The sequence below is a fragment of the Pseudomonas sp. TH04 genome (genome assembly GCF_016651355.1).
GTDB lineage: Bacteria > Pseudomonadota > Gammaproteobacteria > Pseudomonadales > Pseudomonadaceae > Aquipseudomonas > Aquipseudomonas fluorescens.
In genome coordinates, this window is record NZ_JAEKEA010000001.1 from 3,920,561 (window position 1) to 3,945,954 (window position 25,394).

22 protein-coding genes are annotated in these 25,394 nt (G+C 61.6%); 11 read left to right on the forward strand and 11 right to left on the reverse strand.

The features are described 5' to 3' along the window. The first annotated feature begins 44 nt into the window (after window positions 1-44). The 5 genes from JFT85_RS17535 to JFT85_RS17555 all read left to right on the forward strand — a co-directional run bounded on the left by JFT85_RS17535 (window position 45) and on the right by JFT85_RS17555 (window position 5,693). Window positions 45-1,109 (forward strand): putative 2-aminoethylphosphonate ABC transporter ATP-binding protein, encoded by a 1,065-nt coding sequence (locus tag JFT85_RS17535; RefSeq protein ID WP_053258513.1) that lies wholly within the window; start codon window positions 45-47, stop codon window positions 1,107-1,109. Between the two features lies 1 nt (window position 1,110). After that, window positions 1,111-2,835, forward strand: a complete 1,725-nt coding sequence (locus tag JFT85_RS17540; protein WP_201230220.1) for a putative 2-aminoethylphosphonate ABC transporter permease subunit — start codon at window positions 1,111-1,113, stop codon at window positions 2,833-2,835. A gap of 19 nt (window positions 2,836-2,854) precedes the next feature. Further along, entirely contained in the window at window positions 2,855-3,880 is a 1,026-nt protein-coding gene (locus JFT85_RS17545; RefSeq protein ID WP_201230221.1) for a putative 2-aminoethylphosphonate ABC transporter substrate-binding protein, read from the forward strand. Window positions 3,881-4,005: 125 nt separating this feature from the next. Continuing rightward, window positions 4,006-5,139 carry a TIGR03364 family FAD-dependent oxidoreductase gene (locus JFT85_RS17550; RefSeq protein ID WP_201230222.1) on the forward strand — a complete coding sequence of 378 codons (1,134 nt, stop codon included), beginning with the start codon at window positions 4,006-4,008 and terminating at the stop codon, window positions 5,137-5,139. Further along, a complete protein-coding gene (locus JFT85_RS17555; RefSeq protein WP_053258509.1) occupies window positions 5,139-5,693 on the forward strand; it encodes a phosphonate degradation HD-domain oxygenase in 555 nt (184 codons plus the stop codon). The genes JFT85_RS17550 and JFT85_RS17555 overlap by 1 nt, the downstream gene beginning before the upstream one ends. Here JFT85_RS17555 and JFT85_RS17560 read toward each other — a convergent pair. Both JFT85_RS17560 and JFT85_RS17565 read right to left on the reverse strand, forming a co-directional pair. Then, window positions 5,690-7,057: a DUF3482 domain-containing protein gene (locus JFT85_RS17560; protein WP_073636728.1), complete on the reverse strand. Its 1,368-nt coding sequence runs from the start codon at window positions 7,055-7,057 to the stop codon at window positions 5,690-5,692. The two genes, JFT85_RS17555 and JFT85_RS17560, sit on opposite strands and share 4 nt — an antisense overlap. After that, entirely contained in the window at window positions 7,050-8,429 is a 1,380-nt protein-coding gene (locus JFT85_RS17565; protein WP_053258507.1) for a DUF2868 domain-containing protein, read from the reverse strand. Before JFT85_RS17565 ends, JFT85_RS17560 begins: the two co-directional genes overlap by 8 nt. A 97-nt stretch (window positions 8,430-8,526) precedes the next feature. Between JFT85_RS17565 and JFT85_RS17570 the strand changes: the two genes are divergently transcribed. After that, a complete protein-coding gene (locus tag JFT85_RS17570; protein ID WP_053258506.1) occupies window positions 8,527-9,039 on the forward strand; it encodes a dihydrofolate reductase in 513 nt (170 codons plus the stop codon). Window positions 9,040-9,135: 96 nt separating this feature from the next. Here the strand turns inward: JFT85_RS17570 and JFT85_RS17575 are convergent, their stop codons facing one another. Further along, window positions 9,136-10,527, reverse strand: coding sequence for an L-cystine transporter (locus JFT85_RS17575; protein ID WP_053258505.1), 1,392 nt, complete (start codon window positions 10,525-10,527; stop codon window positions 9,136-9,138). Between the two features lie 241 nt (window positions 10,528-10,768). Here JFT85_RS17575 and JFT85_RS17580 point away from each other — a divergent pair, with 241 nt between their 5' ends. Beyond that, the gene (locus tag JFT85_RS17580; RefSeq protein ID WP_053258504.1) at window positions 10,769-11,827 is read left to right on the forward strand and encodes a hypothetical protein; all 1,059 of its coding nucleotides are present in this window, start codon (window positions 10,769-10,771) and stop codon (window positions 11,825-11,827) included. Between the two features lie 280 nt (window positions 11,828-12,107). Here JFT85_RS17580 and ilvD read toward each other — a convergent pair whose 3' ends face one another. The 3 genes from ilvD to JFT85_RS17595 all read right to left on the reverse strand — a co-directional run bounded on the left by ilvD (window position 12,108) and on the right by JFT85_RS17595 (window position 16,794). Beyond that, window positions 12,108-13,949: a dihydroxy-acid dehydratase gene (ilvD, locus tag JFT85_RS17585; protein WP_201230223.1), complete on the reverse strand. Its 1,842-nt coding sequence runs from the start codon at window positions 13,947-13,949 to the stop codon at window positions 12,108-12,110. A gap of 265 nt (window positions 13,950-14,214) precedes the next feature. Further along, a complete protein-coding gene (locus JFT85_RS17590; RefSeq protein WP_053258502.1) occupies window positions 14,215-15,414 on the reverse strand; it encodes an MFS transporter in 1,200 nt (399 codons plus the stop codon). Between the two features lie 183 nt (window positions 15,415-15,597). Continuing rightward, window positions 15,598-16,794 carry a class I SAM-dependent rRNA methyltransferase gene (locus tag JFT85_RS17595; protein WP_017734765.1) on the reverse strand — a complete coding sequence of 399 codons (1,197 nt, stop codon included), beginning with the start codon at window positions 16,792-16,794 and terminating at the stop codon, window positions 15,598-15,600. 296 nt (window positions 16,795-17,090) lie between these two features. On the opposite strand from JFT85_RS17595, the gene JFT85_RS17600 reads away from it, so the two are divergent. Both JFT85_RS17600 and mutM read left to right on the forward strand, forming a co-directional pair. Then, complete coding sequence (locus tag JFT85_RS17600) at window positions 17,091-17,903, forward strand: HDOD domain-containing protein (RefSeq protein ID WP_171902620.1); 813 nt, start codon at window positions 17,091-17,093, stop codon at window positions 17,901-17,903. Window positions 17,904-17,924: 21 nt separating this feature from the next. Continuing rightward, window positions 17,925-18,737 carry a bifunctional DNA-formamidopyrimidine glycosylase/DNA-(apurinic or apyrimidinic site) lyase gene (mutM, locus tag JFT85_RS17605; RefSeq protein WP_069552297.1) on the forward strand — a complete coding sequence of 271 codons (813 nt, stop codon included), beginning with the start codon at window positions 17,925-17,927 and terminating at the stop codon, window positions 18,735-18,737. Window positions 18,738-18,869: 132 nt separating this feature from the next. Here the strand turns inward: mutM and JFT85_RS17610 are convergent, their stop codons facing one another. The 5 genes from JFT85_RS17610 to JFT85_RS17630 all read right to left on the reverse strand — a co-directional run bounded on the left by JFT85_RS17610 (window position 18,870) and on the right by JFT85_RS17630 (window position 23,644). Continuing rightward, window positions 18,870-19,121, reverse strand: a complete 252-nt coding sequence (locus JFT85_RS17610) for a YfhL family 4Fe-4S dicluster ferredoxin (RefSeq protein ID WP_003195146.1) — start codon at window positions 19,119-19,121, stop codon at window positions 18,870-18,872. Window positions 19,122-19,292: 171 nt separating this feature from the next. Then, complete coding sequence (gene coaD, locus JFT85_RS17615) at window positions 19,293-19,772, reverse strand: pantetheine-phosphate adenylyltransferase (RefSeq protein WP_003176711.1); 480 nt, start codon at window positions 19,770-19,772, stop codon at window positions 19,293-19,295. Window positions 19,773-19,886: 114 nt separating this feature from the next. After that, on the reverse strand, window positions 19,887-21,482 hold the full coding sequence (locus JFT85_RS17620; RefSeq protein ID WP_201230224.1) for a GMC family oxidoreductase: 1,596 nt from the start codon (window positions 21,480-21,482) through the stop codon (window positions 19,887-19,889). A 161-nt stretch (window positions 21,483-21,643) separates the two neighbouring features. Beyond that, a complete protein-coding gene (locus tag JFT85_RS17625; RefSeq protein WP_053258498.1) occupies window positions 21,644-22,189 on the reverse strand; it encodes a hypothetical protein in 546 nt (181 codons plus the stop codon). A gap of 27 nt (window positions 22,190-22,216) precedes the next feature. After that, the gene (locus JFT85_RS17630) at window positions 22,217-23,644 is read right to left on the reverse strand and encodes a coniferyl aldehyde dehydrogenase (protein WP_053258497.1); all 1,428 of its coding nucleotides are present in this window, start codon (window positions 23,642-23,644) and stop codon (window positions 22,217-22,219) included. A gap of 146 nt (window positions 23,645-23,790) precedes the next feature. On the opposite strand from JFT85_RS17630, the gene JFT85_RS17635 reads away from it, so the two are divergent. Both JFT85_RS17635 and JFT85_RS17640 read left to right on the forward strand, forming a co-directional pair. Continuing rightward, complete coding sequence (locus JFT85_RS17635) at window positions 23,791-24,462, forward strand: TetR/AcrR family transcriptional regulator (protein ID WP_053258496.1); 672 nt, start codon at window positions 23,791-23,793, stop codon at window positions 24,460-24,462. 34 nt (window positions 24,463-24,496) lie between these two features. Continuing rightward, complete coding sequence (locus JFT85_RS17640; protein ID WP_187601218.1) at window positions 24,497-25,351, forward strand: sulfurtransferase; 855 nt, start codon at window positions 24,497-24,499, stop codon at window positions 25,349-25,351. The last annotated feature ends 43 nt before the right edge of the window (window positions 25,352-25,394 follow it).

Genomic DNA, 25,394 nt, shown 5'->3' on the forward strand with positions numbered 1-25,394 from the left:
TTGCCCCTCTAGCATGGCCTTCATCAGTTTGATGAGGTGCCTCCATGAACACAGCCCTGACCAACCCCGGCGCGCCGATGAAGGTGCGCGGTATCCAGAAACGCTTCGGCGCCTTTACTGCGCTGGACAATGTGTCGCTGGACGTCGCGGCCGGTGAGCTGGTGTGCCTGCTGGGCCCGTCCGGTTGCGGCAAGACCACTTTGCTGCGGTGTATCGCCGGTCTGGAGCGCCAGGACAGCGGCGAACTTTACCTTGGCCAACGGGATGTTTCCTTGCTGCCACCACAGGCACGGGACTACGGGATTTTGTTCCAGTCCTACGCGCTGTTTCCCAACCTGACCGTTGAAGCGAATATCGGCTACGGCCTCACCGGCAGCGGCCGCGATGAAGTGCGCAAGCGTGTCGGCCAGATGCTCGAACTGGTCGGCCTGCTGGGCAGTGAAAAGAAATACCCCGGCCAACTCTCTGGCGGCCAACAACAACGCGTCGCTCTGGCCCGTGCTCTGGCGCCAGCCCCTTCTTTGCTGCTGTTGGACGAACCGATGTCGGCGCTCGACGCCCGTGTCCGCGAGCACTTGTGCACCGAGTTGCGCCAACTGCAACGACGCCTGGGGATTACCACCCTGATGGTCACCCATAACCAGGACGAAGCCATGTTGATGGCGGACCGCATCGCCGTGATGAACAACGGCAAGGTCGAGCAATATGCCACGCCCCAGGAAATCTACGACCGACCGGCCACGCCGTTCGTGGCGGAGTTCGTCGGCCAGGGCAATTGGCTGCCGTTCAGCCGCAACAGCGACAGCCATGCCCAGGTCGGCGGTATGAACATGCGCCTGGACGATAACGCCAGCAAGGCCAGGTCCGGCCGTTTGTTCTGCCGCCCGGAAGCCATCAGCGTCAACCCGCCGGTGCATGAAGAAAACCTGTTCCCGGCGAAGGTCCGCGAAATCACCTTTCTCGGCAACCGCTGCCGCATGAGCTTTGAGCTGGAACAATTGCCCGGCCATCCGCTGCTGGCCGAACTGGCCCCCGAAGCCATGCCACGCCTCGGCGCCCAGGACATCTGGGTTGCCTTGCCGCCGCGCAGCCTGCAGGTGTTTGCCTGAGATGGCCGAAGATATGACGCTGCCGATTCCCGACAACCTGGCTCGTCAGGTGTCCCGCGCCGAACTGGGCGACCGCATTTTTGTGCTCGGTGGCAAAGTGCTCTGGTTGTGCCTGTTGGGCGTGGCGGTACTGATGCCATTACTGGCGATCTTCTGGCGCGGCTTCAGCAGTGAAGCCGGGCAGGGCGGTGGGTGGGTCGCGGCGCGCGAGCTGGTCACCAGCGACAACTTCCACTGGCTGCTGGGCAATAGCCTGAAGGTTTCCCTCAGCGTAGCGGCCATCGTCGTACCGTTGGCCTATCTGTTTGCTTACGCATTGCAGCGCACACTGATTCCCGGCAAGGCAGTTTGGCGGGGTATATCGCTGCTGCCGTTGATGGCGCCGTCAATGCTGCCGGGGATTGCGCTGGTGTATCTGTTCGGCAACCAGGGCATGTTGCGCGGGCTGCTTTCGGAGAATATCTACAGTTTCTGGGGCATTGTCCTCGGCGAAGTGATCTACACCTTCCCACACGCGTTAATGATCCTGCTGTCGGCACTGTCGCTGGCAGATGCGCGTTTGTTCGACGCGGCGTCGAGCATGGGGGCAAGTCCAGCCCGGGCGTTTCGCAGCATCACTTGGCCGGCCACGCGCCAGGCGGTGTTCGCTGCGTTTTGCCTGGTATTCACCCTGACCATCACCGACTTCGGCGTGCCCGTGGTGGTCGGCGGCGATTATCAGGTGCTGGCGCTGGAGGCCTACAAGGCGGTGGTCGGCCAGCAGCAGTTCGGTCGCGGTGCATTGATTGGCATGGTGTTGCTGTTGCCGGCGCTGTTCAGCTTTGCGGTCGACGCCTGGTTGCGCCGTCGGCAGGGTGACGCCATGAGTGGCCGTGCCCAGGTGTTCCAGCCGGCGCCCTCGGCGCGCCGCGATGGGTGCTACCTGGCCATTGTGCTGCTGATTTGCGCGGTGTTGCTGCTGGTGTTCGGCATGGCGGTGTATTCCTCCCTGGTTAAATTCTGGCCGTACAACCTGTCGCTGTCGCTCAACCACTACCAATTCGAAGACACGGCCGGTGGCGGTTGGCTGGCCTATCGCAACAGCCTGACCATGGCCCTGTGCACGGCGCTGATCGGTAGCGTATTGATCTTCACGGGCGCCTACCTGATGGAAAAGACCAAGGGCCAGAAAGGCCTGAACCTGGCGCTGCGCATGCTCAGTTTTGTGCCGATGGCCGTGCCAGGCCTGGTGCTCGGCCTGGGCTACGTGTTCTTTTTCAACCTCAACGGCAACCCGCTGCATGTGTTCTACGGGACCATGACCCTGCTGGTGGTGTGCACCATTGCGCACTATTTGACCACTGCGCAGATGACCGCGACCACGGCGTTGCGTCAGCTGGACAGTGAGTTTGAAGCCGCCGCGCTGTCGCTCAAGGCGCCGCTGTACCGCCACTATTTGCGCGTCACCGTACCGATCTGCTTGCCGGCGCTGCTGGACATCGTGCGCTACTTGTTTGTGTCGGCGATGACCACCGTGTCCGCCGCGATCTTCCTCTACAGCCCCGATACCCTCCTCGCCGCCGTCGCCGTGTTGAACATGGACGACGCCGGCAACGTAGGCGGCGCCGCGGCCATGTCCACCCTGATTCTGTTCACCTCAGGCGGCGTCTCGCTGCTGCTGGCGTGGGCTTCACGTGGCGCGTTGCGCCGCTCCCAAGCCTGGCGCCAGACCGCGCCCGGCCAATAATCCCTGAAGGAGGTGTTCCATGTTCAAGCCCCTGGCCCTGGCCGCTGCTTTACTCAGCGCATTCAGCCTGAATGCCTTTGCTGCCAAAACCGAGTTGACGGTGTACACGGCGCTCGAAGCCGAGCAGTTGAAGACTTACAAGCAGGCCTTTGAAAAAGCCAACCCGGACGTCGAGATCAAATGGGTACGCGACTCCACCGGCATCATCACCGCCAAGCTGCTGGCCGAGAAAGACCGCCCGCAAGCCGATGTGGTGTGGGGCCTGGCCGCGTCGAGCCTGGCGATCCTTGACCAGCAAGGCATGCTGACTAACTACGCGCCCAAGGACTTGGACAAGATCGGTAAAAACTACCGCGACGCCGCCAACCCACCGGCCTGGGTCGGCATGGACGTGTGGGCTGCGACCATCTGCTTCAACACCGTCGAAGCCGAGAAACAAGGCTTGACCAAACCGGTGAGCTGGCAGGACCTGACCAAGCCTGAGTACAAGGGCAAGATCGTGATGCCTAACCCGGCCTCGTCCGGCACCGGCTTCCTGGATGTGAGTGCCTGGTTGCAGGCCTTTGGCGAGAAACAGGGCTGGCAGTACATGGACGACCTGCACCAGAACATCGGCCAGTACGTTCACTCCGGGTCCAAGCCATGCAAACTGGCGGCTTCGGGTGAGTTCCCGATTGGCATTTCCTTCGAATACCCGGCCGTCCAGCTGAAACGCCAAGGCGCGCCGCTGGACATCATCCTGCCCAAAGAAGGCCTGGGCTGGGACATCGAAGCGACTGCCGTGATCAAAGGCACCGCGCACGCCGAGGCGGCTAAAAAGCTCGCTGACTTCTCCGCCAGCACTGCGGCGATGGACTTGTACAAAGACAACTTCGCTGTCCTCGCCCAGCCTGGCATCGCCAAGCCGCAGACCGAATTGCCCGCTGACTACGAGCAACGCCTGATCAAGAACGACTTCGCCTGGGCCTCGAAAAACCGCGACAGCATCCTGACCGAATGGCGCAAGCGCTATGACGGCAAGTCGGAAAAGGTCGCGGGTCAGTAAGGTTTTCGTTAGGGCTTATGGCCTCTTCGCAGGCAAGCCCGCTCCCACATTTGAACGTGTTCGCACATCAATATGTAGGAGCGGGCTTGCTCGCGCAGGCGGCTTCGAATTCAGGACATCATGTAATGACACACCACAGCGATCTGCTGATCATCGGCGCCGGCATCCTCGGCCTGTCCCACGCTTATGCGGCGGCCAGGCGCGGCCTCAAGGTCACGGTGTTCGAGCGCAGCGCCACACCGTTGGGTGCCTCGGTGCGCAACTTCGGCCAGGCGCTGGTCACCGGCCAACCACCGGGGCCGATGCTTGACCTGGCCCGGGAAAGTCGCGGTATCTGGGGGCAATGGGCACAAGTGGCGGGTGTGCAGCTCAAGCGCAACGGCTCGTACCTGTTTGCCCGCACCGAAGCCGAAGAGCATCTGTTGGAAGCCTTCTGCGCCGGTCGCGCACACGAACACGGCTACAACGTCGAACTGCTGCAAGGCGCGGCGATGAGGGACCTATATGGCGGTCAGTTCCGCCATCACCGCGCAGCGCTGCATGGTAAAGACGATCAGCAGTTGTATTCCCGCGAGGCGATTCCGGCGCTGATCAACTACTTGAGCCAGCAATTGAGCGTGGAGTTTCATTTCTCCACCCTGGTGCGTGACGTGGAGCCCGGCCAGGTGCACACCACCTTAGGCAGCTTTCGCGGCGAGCAGGTCATCGTGTGCTCCGGCCACGACTACCAAACCTTGCTGGCGGAACCGATCGCCGAACTCAACCCGAGTATCTGCCGCCTGCAAATGCTGCGTGCCCGGCCTGCGGCCAACCTCAACCTGCAACACGCGTTGCTCACAGGGTTGAGTTGCGTGCATTACGGCGCCTTCGCCGACCTGCCCGAAGCTGCGCCGGTTCAGGCGCAGATCCTGCGCGAAGCCGCGCATTTGCACGCGCACGGGATTCACTTGTTGATCAGCCCGACGCTCCATGGCGAACTGATCATCGGCGACTCCCATGACTACGGCAGCGACGCCTCGCCGTTCAACGCCGAGCAGGTTGATGACTGGCTGATCGAGCTGGCCGAGCAAACGTTGGGCTGCAAGGTCCAGGTGGTCGAGCGCTGGCAGGGCGTCTACGGCTCGCGCGGGCCGGCGCCGTTTTCGTTCCTGCGCGTAGCGCCCGGCGTGAGCGCGGCACTGATGCACACCGGCGTGGGCATGAGCGTGGGGCCGGCCATGGCCGAGCGAAATATCACAACCCTGTGGGGGGCCGCGTGATGAGCCCGGAGCAGGCGATTGCCGAAGTCTTTGGCGTGTACGAGCAGCACGGCATGGCGGATTACATCGGCGAGCCGGTGTCGCAGATCGAACACATGTCCCAAACCGCGCAACAGGCGATGGCCGAGGGGTTTGATGATGAAGTGGTGCTGGCGGCGTTTTTCCACGACATCGGGCACTTGTGCGGCCAGGGGGGTGAAAACATGGGCAGTTATGGTGTGGTCAGCCATGAGCGGCTGGGCGCAGATTACTTGCGCCGGGCGGGCTTCAGTGAGCGCATGGCCAGGTTGGTGGAATATCACGTGCAGGCCAAGCGTTACCTGACCTTCAGCCAGCCGGGCTATTACGCCCGCCTGAGCGAAGCCAGCCGCCGCACTTTGGCGTACCAGGGCGGCATGATGAGCGTCGAAGAAGCCCAGGCCTTCGAACAGGACCCGCTGTGTGCGGTTAGTTTGCGCATGCGCCATTGGGATGAACAGGCCAAGCATGTATCCATACCGGTGCTTGATCTTGAAGTGCTCAAGGCCAAAGCTCGGCACCTGCTCGCGGCTTAGGTTTCATCCAGACGCTGGGCCAGGGCTTGGATGTGTTCCTGGCGCTCTGCCTGACTCAGCTTGGGATGAGGGTTCAGGGACGACCATTGCGGATGAGCGCGGGCCTTGTGCAGCGCGTCCGGTAACTTGCCTTCACGCCAGGTTTTATCCTGAGGCGTGTCGACCTTGATGCTGTGCATGGCCGCATGGCCGCGCAGGTTCAGGGCCTTGAGCAACTGGCGTTGGCGCAAGGCCAAAAGGCGCAGCACGCTGTCGTCGACGGTCAATTCGCGTTGGCCCTTGATCTTGCCCAGCAGGCGGCTGCCGTAGCTGCGCGCCGTTTGCAGGGCACCCCCGGCAATCGCCCCGGCAATGGCGGCGGCGCCAAGCGTCAAGCCACCGACCAGCAGGTCCACACCTGCCCCGGCAGCCGCTCCTGCGGCGATTCCGCCACCGACGCGCACGCCGAGTTGCTTGAGGGTTTCCGGGTTGAACAGGTCATCGCCCCAGCGGCCGTCGAGTAACGGCAAGTCGCTGGCGGCGGCATCTTGTGGGCGGAAACCGAACAGTTTGAGCAGGGCTTCCACGCATTTCTGTTCGCGTTGGCGCACGGCTTTGCGCAGATCACTGATGGCTTGCTGTTCATCGGCAGTCAAAACGCTGCGCCGGCAGGCGGCGCAGTCGATCAGCAGCTCGGCGATCAGCCGTGCGGCGCTTTGCTGGCGCGCCTCGCGTTGGGCTTGTTGGTCGAGAATCAGCCGCTCCAACGGCCCCCGCGAATTCTCCAGAAGCAGGGCCAGGCTTTCATAAAGACGACGCTCGCCATCTTCCGGTGGCGCCACGCTGTCGAAACGCACCAGCGCATGCAGGCCAAGGCGGGCCAGGGCTTCGCGCCAGTCCGGCTCGCGGTGGTCGCTGCTGCTGACGAAATTGAGCACCGGCAGCAACGGCTTGCCGCAACTGGCCAGCACTTGCAGTTCATCGCGGTACTTGGCCAGCACCGGCTCGCGGGCGTCGATCACATACAGGCCGGCGTCGCAGGCCAGCAATTGGCGCAGCACCTTGGCTTCCTGTTCAAACCGCTGGCGCGCTTCGCTGCCTTCCAGGAAGCGCGCCAGACGGGCCGGGCCGTCGAGGCGTTCGCCGGGGCGATCCAGGCGTTCCAGATAGTCGAGCAGGGCGATGGCATCTTCCAGGCCGGGCGTGTCGTATAGCTCCAGCAAGGCCTCGCCATCCACCGATAACCGCGCGCCTTCGACATGCCGCGTGGTGCTGGGCCGATGGGACACTTCGCCAAACCCGACATCGCGGGTCAGGGTGCGCAGCAGCGAGGTCTTGCCGACATTGGTGTGGCCGACCACGGCGAGTTTCAGCGGTTTAGTCATGACCGGTCTCCAGCCAGTTCAGCGGCGCGCAGTCGGCGAAGGGCAGCTCTAATTGTTGCAGCGCTGCGTGCCAATCGCCCAGGCGCTCGGCGTCCAGTGCCTGGCCGGGCGGGGCTTGCAGCAGCCATACGCGGGTGGCGGCGGCGCTGCGTGCCAGCTCGGCGACCAGCGCCAGGCTGCCACGGTCGGGCGAGCGCCGTGGGTCGCAGGCGATGGCCAGGCGCGCGGGCGGGAAGCGGGTGAGTTGTTCCAGCAGTTTGTTGCGCGATTCACGGCTGTCGAGGATGCCGGCGTTTTTCACGCTGGCCGGCAGTTTGGGCGGCCAGGGGTGCTGATCGTCCAGTTCGATGGCGACCAGCAGCGCGCCGTCGCTCTCCAGCTCACTGACGCCACCGGTGACGTGGTGCAGCTGTTCGGGCGCGGCGTCGTTGACGCCCAGCCGTTCACTGCTGGGCATCAGGCGTTCGCGCAGTTGGCTGTAGCCGGGCAGGTTGAGGTCCAGGCGCAAGGCGGCGCGCCCGCGTTTCCAGCGCCACAGGCAGAGCAGCGCGAGGATCAGTCGGGGCAGCAGGCCGTACACCAGCAACACGCCGACCAGCCAGGCGGCCCAGGCTTGGCGAGCGCTTTCGATGTTCAGGGCGGAATCGCCGCTGGCGCGGATCATCTCGACCGTTGGCACGTTGAAGCCCAGCAACGCGGGAAGGCGGCCCAGGGCTTGGGTCACGGCGACAAAGGTGTCGGCGCCGAGGATGGTGGTTTCCCACACAAAACCATAGCGTCGGGTGGCGAGCAGTGTCAGCAAAATCAGCATGGCACTGAGCAAGGCCAGCAACCACAGGCTGTTGACCAGCATGCCGACCGCCCAGCGATTGAGTTTCTGGCGCTGTAACAACAGCAGCAACGCCGGTGCCAGTTGCGCGGCCTTGGCATCACGCGCGAGTTTCTCGCTGAGCCACAACCACAGGCGGCCGAGGCTGGCGCTGTGTTCGCCGGCAAACAGCAGGCCCAGGGCCCAGCTGATTAACAGGATCAGATTCAAGCCGAGCAGGCTGCCCAGGGCCCAGAACACATTCACGGGCGTCACGCCATTGCCCAATGCAGCAAACGCCAGCCCGGCGCCACTGACTACCGCGACCACGGCCAACAGCACCAGCGCCAAACGGGCACCTTGCAGCCAGCGGGTGAGGGCGGCGGTCAAGCCATCGCGCTCGGCCAAGTGCAGGGCGCGCTGCTGGATGCGCGTCGGCAGGTCGCCGCCGGCCGCGCGGGCCAGGCGGTTGGCTTCCAGGTCTTCCAGCGGGCCGGCGTGTTCTTCACGCAAGCGCACGGTTTCCGTCAGCCAGAGTTTGTGCAAGGGGTTCAGTGCAGTCACGCGCGGTCCTGTTGTGTTCGTGAGCCTGGAGCATAACCGCTCCGGGGCTGTTTAGTGCACGCTGCGCGTGGCTGGGGGCTCTGGTATTCTCGTCGGCATGAAAAACACTCTCCCTCTAAGCCTGATCGCAGCCCTCGGTGAAAACCGTGTGATCGGCGTCGACAACAGCATGCCCTGGCATTTGCCGGGGGATTTCAAATACTTCAAGGCCACCACCTTCGGCAAGCCGATCATTATGGGGCGCAAGACCTGGGATTCGCTGGGCCGACCGTTGCCGGGGCGCTTGAATATCGTGGTCAGCCGTCAGACCGATTTGGTGCTCGAAGGTGCGGAAGTTTTTCCGTCGCTCGACGCCGCGGTTGAGCGGGCTGAGTCCTGGGCGCTGGCGCAGGGCGTGGATGAGCTGATGCTGATCGGCGGTGCGCAGCTGTATGCGCAAGGGCTGGAACAGGCGGATCGCCTGTACCTGACGCGGGTTGCGTTGAGCCCGCCAGGGGATGCGTGGTTTCCCGAGTTTGATCTGAACCAGTGGACGCTGGTGTCGAATGTCGAGAACCCGGCTGAAGGTGATAAGCCGGCGTACAACTTTGAAGTCTGGGAAAAAGCCTAAGCACATTGCTGGCAAGCCAGCTCCCACACTTGACCGAGTTTCTACATGAGAATGCGGTCAAAATGTGCGGGCTGGCTTGCCTGCGACAGCGCTCCGTCAGGCCTGCGCTAACTCAGCATGCTCATCGGCATTCAACAGCGCTTTATCCGTCTGCTTCATGACCTGGCTGGTAATTGCGCCCGCGGTCATCGACCCGTTCACGTTCAACGCCGTGCGGCCCATGTCGATCAGCGGCTCCACGGAAATCAGCAGCGCCACCAGTGACACCGGCAAGCCCATCGCCGGCAGCACGATCAGCGCGGCAAACGTCGCACCACCGCCTACGCCGGCCACACCCGCCGAACTCAAGGTCACAATTGCTACCAGGGTCGCGATCCACAGCGGGTCCAGCGGGTTGATGCCGACCGTCGGTGCAACCATCACGGCCAACATCGCCGGGTAGAGGCCTGCGCAACCGTTCTGGCCGATGGTGGCGCCAAACGAGGCGGCAAAACCGGCGATGGATTGTGGAATGCCCAGGCGGCGCGTCTGCGCTTCAATGCTCAGCGGAATGGCCGCCGCACTGGAGCGACTGGTGAACGCGAAGGTCAGCACCGGCCAGACTTTGCGGAAGAACCGCAGCGGGTTGATCCCGGCCAGGGACAGCAGCAGGCCGTGCACCACAAACATCAGGCCCAGCGCCAGGTACGACACCACCACAAAACTGCCGAGCTTGATGATGTCTTGCAAGTTGGAGCCAGCGACCACTTTGGTCATCAGCGCCAGCACGCCGTACGGCGTCAGCTTCATCACCAGGCGCACCAGGCGCATCACCCAGGCTTGCAGGGTGTCGATGGCGTTGAGCACTTTCTGGCCTTTTTCCACGTCATCCTTGAGCAGTTGCAGCGCGGCAACCCCCAGGAATGCAGCGAAAATAACCACACTGATAATCGACGTCGGTTTGGCGCGCGCCAGGTCGGCGAACGGGTTCGCCGGCACGAACGACAGCAGCAACTGCGGGATATTCAGGTCGGCGACCTTGCCGGCGTAATCACTCTGGATCACTTGCAGGCGCGCCATTTCCTGGGTGCCGGCCACCAGGCCTTCGGCGGTGAGGCCGAACAGGTTGGTCAGGCCGATGCCGATCAGCGCCGCAATTGCCGTGGTGAACAGCAGCGTGCCGATGGTCAGAAAGCTGATCTTGCCCAGGGACGAGGCATTATGCAGACGGGCCACTGCGCTGAGGATCGAAGCGAATACCAACGGGATCACGATCATTTGCAGCAGTTGCACGTAGCCGTTACCGACCAGGTCGAACCAGCCGATGGACGCTTTGAGCACCGGGTTACCGTCGCCATAAATGGCGTGCAATGCCGTACCGAACACCACGCCGAGGGCCAGGGCGAACAGGACCTTCTTGGCGAGGCTCCAGTGCGTGTGGCGAGTTTGTGCCAGGCCCAGCAACAGGGCCACGAACACCAGTAAGTTGAGAATCAGGGGCAGATTCATTGAAGCTCCGTTGAGAAGGCAGCCAATCGCGTGAGCCTGCGATTGCGAACCGGAAATGCTAACAGCTTGAAATATATTGATTTAATACCGATATGGAATGTTGACTGTCGTTTTTGGAATAAGCGGGTGACGTTCAGGCACATGCCCTTGGCGCAATCACGATGTAAGCGGTCGCGCTCGGGCGATAACTGTCACACAGATTTGTTAGCGTCGATGTCTTTCACTCAGGGAGAAAACGCTTATGAAGCTCGCGCCAACACTACTTGCCGCCGCCTTCTGCTTCGGCCTCGCCAGCCAGGCATTTGCCGCCACCGAGTTGAAGCACTGGCCGGCGCCCGCCGCCGAGCAACTGAACAAGATGATTGCCGCCAACGCCAACAAGGGTAACTTCGCGGTGTTCGACATGGACAACACCAGCTACCGCTATGACCTTGAAGAGTCCTTGCTGCCGTACCTGGAAAACAAGGGCTTGATCACCCGCGACACCATGGACCCGTCCCTGAAGCTGATCCCCTTCAAGGACACCGCTGAACACAAGGAAAGCCTGTTCAGCTACTACTACCGCCTTTGCGAAGTCGACGACATGGTCTGCTACCCGTGGGTGGCGCAGATTTTCTCCGGCTTCACCCTCAAGGAGCTCAAAGGCTACGTCGATGAGATGATGGCTTCCGGCAAGCCCGTCCCGGTCACGTACTACGACGGTGACGTGGTCAAGAACATGGACGTCCAGCCACCAAAAGTCTTCACCGGCCAGGCTGAGCTCTACAACAAGCTGATGGAAAACGGCATTGAGGTCTACGTGATGACCGCCGCGTCCGAGGAACTGGTGCGCATGGTCGCTGCCGATCCGAAGTACGGCTACAACGTCAAACCCGAGAACGTCATCGGCGTGAGCACCCTGCTCAAGGACCGCAAGACCGGCGAGCTGACCACCGCGCGCAAACAAATCGCTGCCGGCAAATATGACGAGAAGGCCAACCTTGGCCTGGAACTGACCCCTTATCTGTGGACGCCGGCAACCTGGATGGCCGGCAAACACGCCGCCATCCTGACCTACATCGACGAGTGGAAAAAGCCGGTGATCGTTGGGGGTGACACGCCGACCAGCGACGGCTACATGCTGTTCCACGATGTGGACGTGGCTAAAGGTGGCATCCACCTGTGGGTCAACCGCAAAGACAAATACATGACCCAGCTCAACGGCATGATGGCCAAGCACGCGGCCGCACAAGCCAAGGAAGGGTTGCCGGTGACGGCGGACAAGAACTGGGTGATCGTTAAGCCTGACGAGATTCAGTAAGACCCAGGCGCCTGCTTCGCGAGCAAGCCCGCTCCCACATTTGACCGCATTCCAGCACAGGAATGCGGTCGACCACACTTGACCGAGTTCCAGCACAGGAATGCGGTCGAATGTGGGAGCGGGCTTGCTCGCGAAGGCGGTGTGTCAGGCCATACATGAGTCGGCTGGCCCACCGCTTTCGCAGGCAAGCCAGCTCCCACAGTTGGTCTTCTATGTCTGGGGAGTTTTCTGCGGGCAAAAAAATGCCCCGCACTTGGCGGGGCATTTTTATGGGCGAGGCTTACAGGCCGTCGAGCATCGCCTTGTTACGTACCGCACCCTTGTCGGCACTGGTGGCCAGCAGGGCATACGCTTTCAACGCGGTCGTCACTTTACGTGGACGTTTCTCAACCGGTTTCCAGCCTTTCTTGTCCTGTTCGACCCGGCGTGCAGCCAGCTCTTCATCGCTGATCAACAGGTTGATCGCGCGGTTCGGAATGTCGATCAGCACTTTGTCGCCATCCTGCACCAGGCCAATCGCGCCACCGGCAGCGGCTTCTGGCGAAGCGTGGCCGATCGACAGGCCCGAGGTGCCGCCGGAGAAACGGCCGTCGGTCAACAGGGCGCAGGCTTTGCCCAGGCCTTTGGATTTGAGGTACGACGTCGGGTAGAGCATCTCTTGCATGCCCGGGCCGCCTTTCGGGCCTTCGTAACGGATGATGACGATGTCGCCTTCTTTGACTTCGTCGGCGAGGATGCCACGTACCGAGCTGTCCTGGCTTTCGTAGATCTTGGCGCGGCCTTCGAACACGTGGATCGACTCGTCCACGCCAGCGGTTTTCACTACGCAGCCGTCAAGGGCGATGTTGCCGTACAGCACGGCCAGGCCGCCTTCTTGCGAGTAGGCGTGCTCGACACTGCGGATGCAGCCGTTTTCACGGTCGTCGTCCAGGGTGTCCCAACGGGTCGACTGGCTGAACGCAGTTTGCGTCGGGATGCCCGCCGGGCCTGCCTTGAAGAAGGTGTGCACGGCTTCGTCGTCCGTCTGGGTGATGTCCCATTTGGCGATGCCTTCGGCCAGGGATTTGCTGTGCACGGTCGGCAGGTCGGTGTGCAGCAGGCCGCCGCGGGCCAGGGAACCGAGGATCGAGAAGATCCCGCCGGCGCGGTGCACGTCTTCCATGTGGTATTTCTGGATGTTCGGCGCGACTTTGCACAGTTGCGGCACATGGCGGGACAGACGGTCGATGTCGCGCAGGTCGAAATCGATCTCGGCTTCCTGGGCGGCGGCCAGCAAGTGCAGGATGGTGTTGGTGGAACCGCCCATGGCGATATCCAGAGTCATGGCGTTTTCGAACGCCTTGAAGTTGGCGATGTTACGCGGCAACACCGACTCATCGTTCTCGGTGTAGTAACGCTTGCACAGCTCGACGATGGTGCGGCCGGCTTGCAGGAACAGTTGCTCGCGGTCGCTGTGGGTGGCCAGGGTCGAACCGTTACCCGGCAACGCCAGGCCCAGGGCTTCCACCAGGCAATTCATCGAGTTGGCGGTGAACATGCCGGAGCACGAACCACAGGTTGGGCACGCGCTGCGCTCGTATTCCGCGACCTTCTCGTCAGAGGCGCTGGAATCGGCGGCGATGACCATGGCGTCGACCAGGTCGAGGCCGTGGGAGGCGAGCTTGGTCTTGCCGGCTTCCATCGGGCCGCCGGAGACGAAGATCACCGGGATGTTCAGGCGCAGGGAGGCCATCAGCATGCCGGGGGTGATCTTGTCGCAGTTGGAGATGCACACGATGGCGTCGGCGCAGTGGGCGTTGACCATGTATTCCACGGAGTCGGCGATGATCTCGCGGCTCGGCAGCGAATACAGCATGCCGTCATGGCCCATGGCGATGCCGTCATCCACGGCGATGGTGTTGAATTCTTTGGCGACACCGCCGGCGCGTTCGATCTCGCGGGCGACCAGCTGGCCCAGGTCCTTGAGGTGGACGTGGCCGGGTACGAATTGGGTGAACGAGTTGGCAATCGCGATGATCGGCTTTTTGAAGTCGTCATCTTTCATCCCCGTGGCACGCCACAGTGCGCGGGCGCCGGCCATGTTGCGGCCGTGGGTGGATGTTTTCGAGCGGTAATCAGGCATTGGAGCACTCCGGGCGGCTAATCAGGTAACTACTAATCAGGTACTACTGGGGAGAGAGCTTCTATTGACGTCTGGAGCACTCCGAAAATGGCCGTGTGTCCAAAAGTTGCCACTCGCGTCGCGGGATCGCCGCGTGCTTGGGCCTTGAGCTCATAAACCCGCCGGGGGATGACTGGCGATGAATAGACCCGATTCTACACCGCTGGCGGCTGGAGGGAATGGCCGTAAGCGTGCAGACAGCGCTTACGGGACGTGTGGCGGGGCGTCAGCGCCCGACCCGCGCATTCGTCAACCAACCCCACAAGCTGAAAAGGATGAAGCTGACAGCAATGGTCATCAGCAAATGCGTTCCGGTTTGCGCTAGGGCGGCGCTGCTGACGGCGGCAGTGAGGAACATGATGCTGTTGCCTGCCGATGCTGCGGTGCCGGCACTGCTGGAGAACAGCAACATCGCCGCAGAAATCGCGGCAGGCCGAACCAGGGTAACGGCCAGGGCGCTGATCAGCATCGGAATCAGCAGGGTGACGGTGGTGATGGCCTCAAAGCTGACGATCAGTGTCAACAGCACACCGGCGACAAGCAGCAAGCCGAGGCCGAAGTTGATTTGCCGGGACAGCGGGATGCGCTTTTGCAAATACGACGCCGCGACGCCGCCGAGCAGATAGGCCACGCCGTATACCATCAGCACCAGGGCGTACTGGTATTCGGACAGTTTCAGTGCATCCATGAAAATCAGCGGCGTCACGCTGATCAGCGCGAAATAACAGGCAAACACCAGCGCGGCGATCCACCAGTAACGCAGGAAGTCTCGATTGCTTGCGACGGCTTTCAGCGTACCGATGATCGAAACCGGCGCGCGGTGGGGGCTGGCGGATTTGGACGGCAGGATGCAGAACGCATGGATCAACATGCCCAGCGCCATCAGCGCGAATCCGTAGAAGCTGCCTTGCCAGTCGAAGGTGGTTTGCAGCCAGGAGCCTATCAGGGGTGACAGCGCGACAAACGAACCACTCAGGGTCATGTAATAGAGGCGTACCCGGGCTCGATCCTGTTCCTCGAACAGGTCTTCCACCAGGGCGTGGCCCAGCACGAAGAAACCACAGCCCATCGCCTGTACAGAGCGAAACAGCAAGAAGGTCAGGTAGTCCGCGGCCAGCGCGCAGCCAATCGCGCCCAGGATCGACAAGGTGATGCAGCCGAGCAGGACTTCCTTGCGGCCCCATTTATCCGACAGCGGGCCGGCGACCAGTTGCGAGATGGAAAAGACCAGGGTGAACAGGCTGATGGACAGTGCGATGTCTGCCGTCGGCATGTCGAACCGGGTAGCCAGCGCGGGAAATGAGGGCAGGAGGATGTTGATCGGAAAGAAGCTGATCAGTGAAATGCAGGTGATGAGGATGAAGCGCGAGCGTTGTTGATGCTTGGCGCCGCCACTGAGCGGGAGCGAGCAGGTGGACTCAGACATTGTTTTTGTTTTCCGGAGTGAAACCAGCAACCGATACTAGTCTGCGACCTGCGAAATTCAATCAAAAACGTTGTGGGATGCCCGTAGGGACCTGTGTGGCAATGTTTCTGACACAGCGAAAAATGTGGGAGCTGGTGTGCTCCCACATTTTGATCCGCGCTCTATCGCAGAGCGCGGCGTACCTTAGCTGTTAGGCAACAACCGGCAGGTAATGCTCTTGATGTAGCGCGTCTCGGCAATTGCCGGGTGCACCGGGTGGTCCGGGCCCTGGCCGCCGCGTTCGAGCATCTGGATATTGCGGTCCAGGTGGCGGGCGCTGGTCAGCAGGATGTTTTGCAGGTCGTCTTCCGGCAGGTGCATCGAGCACGAGGCGCTGACCAGGATGCCGTCCTTGCTGAGCAGGCGCATGGCTTGCTCGTTCAGGCGGCGGTAGGCGCCTTCGCCGTTTTTCATGTCTTTTTTGCGTTTGATGAAGGCCGGCGGGTCGGCGACGATCACGTCGAAACGTTCTTCGCTGGCTTTCAGCTCTTTGAGGGCTTCGAAGACGTCGCCTTCGATGCAGGTCATTTTCTCGGCGACGCCGTTCAGCGCGGCGTTACGCTCAACGCCGTCGAGGGCGAAAGCGGAAGCGTCGACGCAGAACACTTCACTGGCGCCGAAGGCTGCAGCTTGCACGCCCCAGCCGCCGATGTAGCTGTACAGGTCCAGCACACGTTTGCCTTTGGCATACGGGGCCAGGCGCGCGCGGTTCATGCGGTGGTCGTAGAACCAGCCGGTTTTCTGGCCCTGGATGACCGGCGCTTCGAACTTCACGCCATTTTCTTCCAGCGCTACCCACTCCGGCACCAGGCCGAACACGGTTTCAACGTAGCGGTTGAGGCCTTCAGCGTCGCGTGCGGCGGAGTCGTTCTTGAACAGGATGCCGCTCGGCTTGAGCACTTGGGTCAGCGCCGCGATCACGTCTGCTTTGTGGGCTTCCATGGTCGCCGAAGCGATCTGCACCACCAGGATGTCGCCGAAACGGTCGACGACCAGGCCTGGCAACAGGTCGGAATCGCCGTAGACCAGGCGGTAGAACGGCTTGTCGAACAGGCGGTCACGCAGCGACAGGGCGACGTTGATGCGGTGTACCAGCAGCGACTTGTCCAGGGGCAACTTGATGTCGCGCGACAACAGGCGTGCGCAGATCAGGTTGTTCGGGCTCATGGCCACGATGCCCAGGGTCTTGCCGCCGGCCGCTTCCAGGATGGCCTGGTCGCCTGCCTGGAAGCCGTGAAGAGGTGTGGCGGCCACGTCGATTTCGTTGCTGTAGACCCACAGGTGGCCGTTGCGCAAACGACGATCGGCGTTGGCTTTGAGACGCAGGCTTGGCAGGGACATGACGTCGCTCCGGAAAAAAGAGCGGGAGTATACCGTGTTGTGCATGAATTCGCGGCGCCGCCGGACATGTGGGAGCGGGCTTGCTCGCGAAAGCGGTGGATCAGCCACTGTATTCGGTGACTGACACCGCGCTTTCGCGAGCAAGCCCGCTCCCACATTTGATCCGGTTTCAGTTCGGCATTTGGGTGTCGGTCAAGTCTTCATAAGGGTTAGAATCCTCGCCTAGCCCAGAGTGTGTACTTATGTCCCAAGAGCTTTCCGCCGAGCAGATCCAACAGGCCCTGCAAGGCATCAGCGTGCCGCCTCAACCGCAAATCATGGTGGATTTGCAGATGGAGCAGTACATGCCCGACCCGGACCTGGAAGTGATCGCGCGGTTGATCTCCCAAGACCCAGGCTTGTCCGGCGCGCTGCTGAAGATCGTCAACTCGCCCTATTACGGGCTGAGCAACAAGATCGCCTCGATCCAGCGCGCAGTGAACCTGCTGGGCAGCCGCTCGATCATTAACCTGATCAATGCCCAGTCGATCAAGGGCGAGATGAGCGACGACACCATCGTCACCCTCAACCGCTTCTGGGACACCGCCCAGGATGTGGCCATGACGTGCCTGACCCTGGCCAAGCGCACCGGTTCGCAAACTGTCGACGAGGCCTATGCCCTGGGCCTGTTCCACGATTGCGGCGTACCGTTGATGCTCAAGCGTTTCCCCAACTACATGGCGGTGCTGGAAGAGGCCTACGCCAACGCCGGCCCCGACTGCCGCGTGGTCGACACCGAGAACAACGCGTTCAACACCAACCATGCAGTCGTCGGTTATTACACCGCCAAATCCTGGCGCCTGCCGGAGCATGTGACCGACGCCATCGCCAACCACCACAACGCCCTGGCGATTTTCAGCGATGAGTCATCGCGCACTCCGCAACTGAAAAACCTGCTGGCGATCCTGAAAATGGCCGAGCACATTTGCTCGTCTTACCGGGTGCTGGGCAGCCAGGCTGAGGACCATGAGTGGAATGCTATCGGCCACCTGGTGCTGGATTACGTGGGCCTGTCGGACTACGACTTTGAAAGCATGAAGTTGTCGATCCGCGAGTTGGGCGCGCACTGACCCTTTTTTCCAGAGGTACACATGCCCGAGTTACCAGAAGTCGAAACCACCCGGCGCGGAATTGCGCCACACCTGGAAGGCCAGCGGGTCAGTCGCGTGGTGGTGCGTGAGCGGCGCCTGCGCTGGCCGATCCCGGAAGACCTCGATGTACGTCTCTCAGGGCAGCGCATCGTCTTGGTGGAGCGGCGGGCCAAGTACCTGTTGATCAATGCCGAAGTGGGCACCTTGATCAGCCACTTAGGTATGTCGGGCAACCTGCGCCTGGTGGAAGTCGGTTTGCCGGCACTCAAACATGAGCATGTGGACATCGAACTCGAGTCCGGCCTGGCCCTGCGCTACACCGACCCACGGCGTTTCGGCGCAATGCTCTGGAGTCAGGACCCGCACAACCACGCGTTGCTGATGCGCCTGGGGCCGGAGCCGTTGACCGACCTGTTTGACGGCGAGCGCCTGTTTCAGCTGTCCCGTGGCAAGTCAGTGGCGGTGAAGCCGTTCATCATGGACAACGCCGTGGTGGTGGGGGTTGGCAATATTTATGCGACGGAAGCGTTGTTTGCGGCGGGGATTGATCCGCGTCGGGCCGCGGGCGGTATTTCACGCGGGCGCTATCTGAAGCTGGCGATTGAGATCAAGCGTGTGCTGGCGGCCGCGATCGAACGGGGCGGCACCACGCTGCGGGACTTTATCGGCGGCGATGGGCAGCCGGGGTATTTCCAGCAGGAACTGTTCGTCTATGGCCGTGGCGGCGAGGCGTGCAAGGTGTGCGGCAGCGAGCTGCGCAATGTGGTGTTGGGGCAGCGCGCGAGTGTGTTTTGCCCTAAGTGCCAGAGCTGACGCTGTGTGATCGCGGATGCCGCCTTCGCGAGCAAGCCCGCTCCCACATTAGAACGCGTTCGTTCTGACGAAATACGCTTAAACGTGGGGCCGGCTTGCTCGCGAAGAGGCCGGTATAGACGCTGAAGAACCTTAAGCCTTACCGGTAATCTTCCGGTACTTCTCCATCAACTGCTCTTCCGTTTCCGGATGGGCTTCATCCAGCGGAATGCAATCCACCGGGCACACTTGCTGGCACTGAGGCTCGTCGTAGTGGCCGACGCACTGGGTGCACAGGTTGGGGTCGATCACGTAGATCTCTTCGCCCTGGGAAATCGCAGCGTTCGGGCACTCGGGTTCGCAGACGTCGCAGTTGATGCAATCGTCGGTGATGATCAGGGACATGGAAACTCCTGCCAGGGCTGTCAGCCAGGGCATCTGAAAACGAATGCGCGCAATTGTGCCGCATTGGCGCCCACAGTGCGAGCGCACATGACCTGTGGCGATGTGCTTGTGGTGGTGAGCGGGCTTATTGCGTCAAGCCCACTGGCCACAGACAAGCCCGCTGGTCAGAAATTACTTTTTGAAACGCAGGGTCAGCGCATCCGCCACGGCCGGGTGCACGAACTTGGTGATATCCCCGCCCAGTGCCGCGATTTCACGAACCAGCGTGGAAGAAATGAACGAATAACGCTCCGATGGCGTGAGGAACAGGCTTTCTACGTCCGGCGCCAGTTGGCGGTTCATGTTGGCCAGCTGGAATTCGTATTCGAAGTCCGACACGGCACGCAGGCCACGCAAGAACACATTGGCGTTCTGCTCTTTGGCGAAGTGCGCCAGCAGCGTCGAAAAGCCCACCACTTCCACATTGGGCAGGTGCTTGGTGACCTCACGCGCCAATTCCACGCGCTGTTCCAGGGGAAACAGCGGGTTTTTCTTGGGGCTGGCGGCGACCGCGATGATCACATGGTCGAACAAGCGAGAGGCACGTTCGACCAGATCGCCATGGCCTTTGGTAATCGGGTCGAAGGTACCTGGGTACAACACTCGGTTCATCGCGTCGTCCTGGCGGAGTCCGTTGGGGAACCGGATGGTATCGCAGCCATCCCGGTCGGCCAAGTCAACTTATGCAGAAGAAAGCACTATAGACAGCACGAATACCGTGTTTTTTCATGCCGTTTTCAGACGTTCGGCCAATGCTGTCGCCAGTTGCGCCGTCAATCCGTACACCGATAATTGCGGGTTAGCCCCAATGCTGGTGGGGAATAGAGAGCCATCGTGGATCGACAGGTTGCGCAATTGGTGATGCCGGCCGAGGCTGTCGGCCACCGCGTTTTTCGAGTCTTCGCCCATCGCGCAACCGCCCATTACGTGAGCGCTGCCCAGTGTGGTTCGGTGCAATTCCAGGCTCAGGCCATCAATCAGGCTGCGTGCCTCGGCCAAGGAGTTCACGTAGCGTGCATCGTGGTGCAGCGGCTTCACCGACTTGGCGCCCGCCGCGAACTGAATCTCGGCCATGGTATGGAACGCCCGGCGCAGGCCGTCCCAGGCGTAATCCGATACCTGATAATCGAGCACCGGCGTGCCGTCACTGCGCAATTCCACGGTACCGCCCGGGCTGTCGGGATGAAAGCCGTCACGCAACAGCGCGAGCATGGCGTGGGTATGCGGCAGTTGGCTCATGTCCAAGGCGTTTTGTGTGCCGTAGCCGCCGAACAGGGTGCTGGCCAAGCCCGGATGTAAGGGCGGAGCTTCCAGCTTGTAGGACATTTTGCCGGTCGTGCCGTCCTGCCATTGGAAGTGGTCGGAATAGATCGACTGTGGCGCACCGTAGAACGGGTTGATGACCTCGTCGAACAGCCCGGCGGAGAAGTTCACCAAGTGCAGAAAGGTCCGTTTGCCCAGCCGCGAATGCGGGTCGGGTGCGTTTGAACGCATCAGCAGCGCCGGGCTGTTGATGCCACCACCGGACAGGACGTAATGCTTGGCCTTGACCGTGATCTTGCGCCCGGTGGGGGCCACGCAGCGTTCATCCATGGCGACGCATTCCAGGCTGCTGATCGTGTCGCCGCTGTATTTGAGCTGCTCGGCGCGGGCCAGGTAGAGCAGCTCGCCGCCTTTTTCCAGGGTGGACGGAATGGTGGTGACCAGCATCGACTGCTTGGCGTTGACCGGGCAGCCCATGCCGCAATACCCCAGGTTGAAGCAGCCGCGCACGTTGCGTGGAATCACGTGCCAGCTGTAACCGAGTTTTTCGCAGCCTTTGCGAATCACATCGTTGTTGGCATTCGGGGGGATGGCCCACGGCGCGATACCCAGGCGCTGTTCCATCTTCTCGAACCACGGCGCCATCTCGGCGCTGCTGTGGCCGGTTACCGCGTATTCGCTGGCCCAGTGGGCGAGGGTGGCGTCGGGCGTACGAAAGCTCGACGTCCAGTTGATCAGCGTGGTGCCGCCCACCGCCCGGCCCTGCAGGATGGTGATCGCGCCGTCTTTGCTCATGCGGCCGATGCCTTCCTGGTACAGGCTGGCGTAGGCCTCGTCTTCCAGCAGTTTGAAATCGCTGCTGGTTTTGAGCGGGCCTTCCTCGATCAGCAACACCTTGTAGCCGGCTGCGCTGAGGATCTCGGCGGTGGTGCCACCCCCGGCGCCGCTGCCGATAATCGCCACATCGGCTTCCAGGGTCAGATCGCTGCCTAAGGCGGCGCCATTGTGGGTTTTCCAGCCACGGGCCAGGCCGTCGCGGAACAGATCGGGTACGGGCATAGAAGTGCACTCTTGTTCTTATGAGTTAAACGCTACGAAGTTGCGGTCAATGTGGGAGCTGGCTTGCTCGCGAATACGGTCTATCAGTTAAGAATTTATTGACTGGCCCACCGCTTTCGCGAGCAGGCCCGCTCCCATATTTTCTGATCGGGTTATCAGGGTTAGATCTTCGGCGGGCCGGGGTAACCGCAATGGGCCCAGGATTGCGGGCGGAAGTACCAGGCCATGATCACCAGCTTGAGCAGTGAGCCCTGGCCCATGCGCAGCAGGTTGAGGTAGCTGTTTTCCCAGCGGTGCAGGAAGTTGCGAATTTGCTCGCTGCTGGCGTTTTCCCAGCTGCCCCAGATCCCGGTCAACGGACCGCGGGTGATACCCATACCCAGTACGTCGAACAGTTGCTGGGTGAGCTTGAACATCTCCGGCGACAAGTGTTGCAGGCTGTAGTCGAGTTTTTTCAGGGTGTCTTCGATCCCGGCGACCACGTCCTGGGCGCTGGCCGCGCCTTCGAGCAGCACCGGTATGACCGCGCGCAGGAACGGCAAATCACTGCTGCGCAGCATGGCAAAGCCGCTGGCCGGGGTGCTGCTGGAGCAGCCGCTGAGGCTGGCGCCGAGCCCGGCAGTGGCCAGGAACGCGCTGGCGCACAGGCCGATTTTCAATACGCCGCGCCGTGACAGCGCGGGTGAATCAGTCAGGCTAGGGTTCATTGTTATTGTTATCCCGAGGGTGTGTTATCAACGGATAAACAGCTTCTGAATCAACGTCTGGATCGACTTGCCATAGGGCGGGTAGATCAACTTCGCCGCGTTCAGGCGCTGCTTGACCAGCACACCCTTGGCCTTGCTGAACGTGAGGAAGCCTTCATGGCCGTGGTAGTGGCCCATACCCGATGGGCCGATGCCGCCAAAAGGCATGTCGTCCTGAGCCACATGCAGCAGCGTGTCATTCAGGCATACACCGCCAGAGTGAGTCTCGTGGAGCACACGGTTCTGCTCGCTCTTGTTGTAGCCGAAGTAATACAGGGCCAACGGGCGAGGACGGTGGTTGATGTAGGCAAACGCCTGGTCGATGCCGCGATAAGGCACGATCGGCAGCACCGGGCCGAAGATTTCGTCCTGCATCACAGTCATGTCATCGCTGACATTCAGCAACAGGCTATGGGCCATGCGCCGAGCCTGGCCTTGCTCGTAAAGCGGAATCAGGGTGGCGCCTTTGTCGGTGGCGTCTTTGACGTAGGCGTTGAGCCGGGCCTGTTGCCGCTCGTTAATGATGGCGGTGTAGTCCGGGTTGTCGGCCAACGTCGGATAAAACCCGCGGACTGCCTTGGAGTAGGCCTCGATGAACCCTTCGACGCGGTCTTCCGGTACCAACACGTAGTCCGGCGCCACGCAGGTTTGCCCGGCATTCAGGCATTTGCCGAAGGCGATGCGCTCGGCGGCGTCCTTGAGTGGCACGTCGGCCGAGACGATCGCGGGCGACTTGCCGCCCAGCTCCAGCGTGACCGGCGTGAGGTGCTCGGCAGCCGCGCGCATCACATGCTTGCCGATGCTGGTGGCGCCGGTGAACAACAAGTGATCGAAGCGCAGTTTGGAAAACGCCATACCCACGTCGGCCTCGCCCAGCACCACGCACACCAGATCCTCAGGGAAGATTTTCCCCAGTAGTGCCTTGAGCAGTTCACCGGTGGCCGGGGTGGACTCGCTGAGTTTGAGCATCACCCGGTTACCTGCTGCCAAAGCACCCACCAACGGGCCAATGGCCAAATACAGCGGGTAGTTCCAGGGCACGATTACGCCCACCACACCGAGCGGCTGGTAGATGACTTTGGCTGAAGCAGGTTGGAAGGCAATGCCCACAGCGCGACGGGAAGGTTTCATCCAGCCTTTGAGGTGTTTGCTGGCGTAGTGAATGCCGTGCAGGCTGGGCATCAGTTCGGCGAACAGGGTTTCGTCGGCACTGCGGTGGCTGAAGTCCTGGCTGATCGCCTTGATCAGCGCCTCGCGTTCGTCGCTGAGCAAGTCGCGCAATGCCTTGAGCCATTGCTGGCGTTGCTCGGCGGGCGGCATCGGGTTGGCCGCATAGGCGAAACGCTGGGCGTCGAACAAGCCCTGGAGTTGATCCAGCGCCTGGGCGTCTTGCAGGTAGGCAACGTTGGCAGGCATGGCGCAGTTCCCGATTGTTATTGGAATGCATCATTTATTAGAGTCATTACTCTAAAATGTCAAATAACATTGCAGCAACATGCGGATTTATCCTGAGCAGGATAGGCCGTAAGATGCTTCATCACGTGTTCAGAAGCTGATCCCCTATGGCACCACGAGTAAAGACCAGCGAGCGCATTGTGCAAACCAGCCTGGAGCTTTTTAACCAGCAGGGTGAACGCAGTGTCAGCACCAACCATATCGCCGCCCATATGGAAATTTCCCCGGGCAACCTGTACTACCACTTCCCCAATAAGCAGGCGATCATCGCCGTGTTGTTTCGTGAATACGAAGCCCTGGTAGACAGTTTTTTGCGCCCGCCCCAAGGCCGCGCCGTGACCGTCGAAGACAAGCGTTTCTACCTGCAGGCCGTGCTGGCCGGCATGTGGCGCTACCGTTTCCTGCACCGTGACCTTGAACATCTGCTGGAAAGCGACCCGGAACTTGCCACCGGCTACCGGCGGTTTTCCCAGCGCTGCCTGATCCAGGGCAGCGCCATTTATCAGGGGTTTGTCGAGGCGGGCATCCTCAATATGGACCCGGTGCAAACCGAAGCGCTAACCCTGAATGCCTGGATCATCCTCACCTCTTGGGTGCGCTTTCTGTGCACCACCAATGAAAACTCCGCTCACTTGAGCGCCGAAGCGATCAAGCGCGGTGTGTATCAGGTGCTGGTGCTGGAGGCGGGGTTTGTTACCGCCGAGGCGAAAGACGCAGTGGATGCCTTGTTCAAAGAGTTTTACGTGCCGTTGAATCAGGCACTGGAAGAAGTGAAGTAGGCCCTTTCTCGAATCTGTTCACAGGAGTCCTGTCATGCCGCTTGCCCAACTGATCAGCCCCCAGCAATTGGCCGAGCGCCAACCGCGCGGCGGGCTGGTGATCCTGGATTGCCGCTTCGCCCTGGAAGACCCGGATTATGGGCTTTGCAGCTACGCCGAAGGGCATATCGAAGGCGCGCAATACGCCGACCTGGAGCGCCACCTCAGCGGGCCGGTGACCAAGGGCGTGACCGGTCGCCACCCGCTACCGGCAGCGGATACGTTGGTTGTGCAGCTGCGGGCCTGGGGCATCAACGCCGACACCGATATCGTGCTGTATGACGACGGCCCCGGCGCCTATGCCGCCCGCGCCTGGTGGCTGCTGGCCTGGCTGGGCAAGCGTGATGGCGTGTTTATTCTGGACGGTGGCCTCAAGGCCTGGCACACGGCAGGTTTCCCGCTGAGCCTGGACGCACCCGTGGTTGAGCCGGGAACATTTGCCGGTACGCCGGATAATCAGCTGGTATTGGACGCGCAACACCTGCAAAAGCGCCTGGGCGAACCGGGCATGACCTTGATCGATGCCCGTGCCCAGCCACGGTTTCGTGGCGACGTGGAGCCGATCGACCCGATCGCCGGGCACATTCCCAGCGCGCAATGTGCGGCATTCAATGAAAACCTGGGCAGCGATGGGCGCTTCCTGCCGGCTGAGCAGCTCAAACAGCGCTTCGCCGCGCAGTTGCAGGGGCGTTCGCCGGATGCACTGGTGGCGTATTGCGGTTCGGGCGTGACGGCGTGTCACAACCTGTTTGCCCTGAGTTTGGCGGGTTATCCGTTGGGCAAGTTGTATGCAGGGTCGTGGAGCGAGTGGATTACTGATCCGGCGCGGGAAGTTGCAACCGGCGACTGATTTGCCTGGTGTGTAAACCCAATCGAAATGTGGGAGCGGGCAA